Below are 3,370 nucleotides of genomic sequence, written 5' to 3' on the forward strand. Positions count from 1 at the left end.
CTGGCGCCCTGGCCCGGGGGGTGGGCGCCGGCCCCCCCCCCCCGCGACGGTGCCGATGGCGGGCATCAGCCCGCGCTGGCGGTGAAGCGTCAGCGCTCGATCTCGCCGGCGATGAACGCCTCGACCGCGGCGTGTGCGTCGTGGTCGGCGTACTGCACCGGCGGGGACTTCATGAAGTACGACGAGGCCGACAGGATCGGGCCGCCGATCTTACGGTCCAGGGCGATCTTCGCGGCGCGGACGGCGTCGATGATGACACCGGCCGAGTTCGGCGAGTCCCACACCTCGAGCTTGAGCTCGGCGTTGAGCGGGGTGTCACCGAACGAGCGACCCTCCAGGCGGATGTACGCCCACTTGCGGTCGTCCAGCCACGGCACGTGGTCGGACGGGCCGATGTGCACGTCGCTCTTGGCCATCTCGTGCGGCACCTGGGAGGTGACCGACTGGGTCTTCGAGATTTTCTTCGAGACCAGCCGGTTGCGCTCCAGCATGTTCATGAAGTCCATGTTGCCGCCGAAGTTGAGCTGGTACGTGCGCAGCAGCTCGACGCCCCGGTCCTCGAAGAGCTTGGCCAGCGCCCGGTGCACGATGGTCGCACCGACCTGGCTCTTGATGTCGTCGCCGACGATCGGCAGACCGGCGTCGGTGAACTTCTGCGCCCACTCCGGGTCGGAGGCGATGAAGACCGGCAGGGCGTTGACGAACGCGCAGCCGGCGTCGATGGCGGCCTGGGCGTAGAACTTGTCGGCCTGCTCCGAGCCCACCGGCAGGTACGAGACGACGACGTCGACCTGCGCGTCACGCAGCGCCTTGGCCACGTCGACCGGCTCGGCGTCCGACTCCTCGACGATCTCGCGGTAGTACTGGCCGAGGCCGTCGAAGGTCGGGCCGCGCTGCACGCTGACACCGGTCGGCGGCACGTCGCAGAGCTTGATGGTGTTGTTCTCGCTGGCGACGATCGCCTCCGCGAGGTCCATGCCCACCTTCTTGGCGTCGACATCGAACGCCGCGACGAACTGCACGTCCGAGACGTGGTAGTCGCCGAAGGTGACGTGCATGAGACCCGGGACGCGGTCGTTCGGGTCGGCGTTCCGGTAGTACTCGACGCCCTGTACGAGGGACGAGGCGCAGTTACCCACACCGACGATGGCGACGCGGACGGAGCCCATCGCGTATGCCTCCTTCTTTTTTGTCACGGCCGCTCTTTCCTGGTCTCTCCAGGCGGAGGCGGGCTGTTGTCTTCTCGTCGGCCGCCGGCCGTCCCGTCGTGCGGGACCGTCGGGGCACGGCCGGAGCGCTCGTTGGCGATGAGCTCCTCCAGCCAGCGGACCTCACGCTCACAGGCCTCCAGGCCGTGGCGCTGCAGCTCCAACGTGTACGCGTCGAGGCGCTCGGCCGCCCGGCCCAGCATGTCGCGAAGCCCTTCGCGACGTTCCTCGATCGTGCGGCGGCGACCCTCCAGGATTCGAAGTCGGGTCGCCTGGTCGGTGCGGGAAAAGAACGCGAAGTGCACCCCGAAGCCGGTGTCGCCGTACGTCTCCGGCCCGGTCTGTGCGATGAGCTGGGCGAAGCGTTCCTTGCCCTCCGCGGTGATGGTGTAGACCACCCGACCCCGCCGGCTGGTCAGCGCGGGGACCTCCTCGGCGGTGGCGGGTGTCTCGGCAGCCTCGGTGATCCAGCCCGCCGCCTGCAACCTCCGCAGGGTCGGGTACAGCGATCCGTAGCTGATGGCGGCCCGGATCGCCCCGAGCTTGGCAGTGAGTTCCTTGCGCAGCTCGTAGCCATGCATCGGGGCCTCCTGCAGCAGGCCGAGGATGGCGAGTTCGAGCATCGGCCACCCTCCCTTTACCCTGTGCGTGGAGTGCTAACCGCCACGATGTATCGGACCGATACATCGCACCGTAGCGTCTCGCCCCGGTCGGAGCAAACCCCCGTTTCGGCGTGCCTCAATCACGGATCGTCACGGTGGTCGCCTCGTGAGACGAGACCGCGTACCCTTTGCCGCATGCGTACGCAGCGCCAGGTCGTCGACTACTCGCTCCGGAAGCGAGCGGCGCTGCGCGAGCTCCTCGCCGGACGTGTCGGCACCAATGACCTGTGCGACGCGTCTCCGTACCTGAAGAACGCGGCTCGGTTCCACGGCGAGCCCACCGACCAGCGGTGTCCGATTTGCCGGAGCGAGAACCTCACCCACGTCCACTACATTTACGGGGACGAACTCAAGCAGTCCGCCGGCCAGGCCCGTACGGTGGCCGAGTTGTCCGTGCTGGCGATGACGCTGCGTGAGTTCCAGGTCTTCGTGGTGGAGGTGTGCCTCGGCTGTGACTGGAACCATCTCGTCGAGCAGTACCTGCTCGGGCGGGACGGGTTGACCGTTGGCGCGAACGGCGAGCCGGAGCATGAAACGCAAAGTGGCGTGGCCGCCGCTGGTGGAATGAGTGCCCGGCGAAGGCGAGAGGCGCAACGGTGAATCGAGCTCGATCGGCCGGCCCCGGCCGTGATGTGAACGGCCGGGGCGACCGACGAGTCACAAGTCTGAATAGTCCGAATGATTCGGATCTGACGCTGGTTCCACGGCACCCCCGTGCCGTGCTCGCTGGTGTCGCAACTCACGGCAAACCGGTGGCGGCGCGACCGTGCTCCACCGCGACGGCAGGGTGTGAGGAATGAACTCGTACGGTGATCCCAGCTCCTCGCGCGGCCGGGCCCGGCTTCCGGGCCAGGACGACCCGGGGCAGGCGGACGACGCGTACCGCCGCCCGGGTGGTGATCCGCGCGGAGTCAACTGGTCAACCGGACCGGACGGCGCCGGCTCATCGGCCCGCGCCTCGGCCGGCGGGCGGGCCTCGGTCGGTGGCTCGGCGAGCGTGCCGCCGCGTGGCGGATCCGCCGCCGGCTCGGCCTCCGTCGGGCGTGCCGGGCCCGGTCGCGCGTCGGTGCCGGTCTCCCCGGCCCCCGGGCGGGCCTCGGTTCCCGTCTCACCCGCTCCCGGTCGAGGCGGTCGCGCGTCGGTGCCGGTGAGCCCGGCACCGGGCGGGCCGGCGGGCCGGGCCTCGGTCGGTGCCGCCGCCGTCGGCGCGGCGTCGGCCGGTCGGGCGAGCGTCGGCTCGGCGTCCGTGGGCGGCCGGGCCGCGGTGGCCCGGGCGAGCGTCGGCGGTCCCGGTGGGCCGGGTGGCCCCGGGGGGCCGGGCGGCCCGGCCGGTCCCGGTCGTGGCGGCCGTGACCCGGGCGCGGTGGCCCGGGCCCGCAAGCGCAAGCGGATGAACCTGCTGATCGCCGGCTTCGCGGTGTTCATCATGCTGGCCGGCATCGGCGTCGTTGGGTTCACCTACTACTCGACCAACGTGGTGCTGCCGAAGGAGATCCCGCT

General features: G+C 70.3%; 3 protein-coding genes and 1 pseudogene. 2 read left to right on the top strand and 2 right to left on the bottom strand.

The window, feature by feature from the left end:
* Window positions 1-89 precede the first annotated feature (89 nt).
* Complete coding sequence (locus AB0M52_RS32395) at window positions 90-1,169, bottom strand: inositol-3-phosphate synthase (RefSeq protein ID WP_363961568.1); 1,080 nt, start codon at window positions 1,167-1,169, stop codon at window positions 90-92.
* 23 nt (window positions 1,170-1,192) lie between these two features.
* Window positions 1,193-1,831 (bottom strand): PadR family transcriptional regulator, encoded by a 639-nt coding sequence (locus tag AB0M52_RS32400; RefSeq protein WP_363961564.1) that lies wholly within the window; start codon window positions 1,829-1,831, stop codon window positions 1,193-1,195.
* Between the two features lie 174 nt (window positions 1,832-2,005).
* Between AB0M52_RS32400 and AB0M52_RS32405 the strand changes: the two genes are divergently transcribed.
* Both AB0M52_RS32405 and AB0M52_RS32410 read left to right on the top strand, forming a co-directional pair.
* The gene (locus tag AB0M52_RS32405; protein WP_363961566.1) at window positions 2,006-2,470 is read left to right on the top strand and encodes a DUF5318 domain-containing protein; all 465 of its coding nucleotides are present in this window, start codon (window positions 2,006-2,008) and stop codon (window positions 2,468-2,470) included.
* 196 nt (window positions 2,471-2,666) lie between these two features.
* Window positions 2,667-3,370 (top strand): annotated as a pseudogene (locus AB0M52_RS32410) (penicillin-binding protein); the annotation flags it as partial.

The organism is Micromonospora sp. NPDC051296 (assembly GCF_040682255.1).
GTDB classification, from domain to species: Bacteria; Actinomycetota; Actinomycetes; order Mycobacteriales; family Micromonosporaceae; genus Micromonospora; species Micromonospora craterilacus.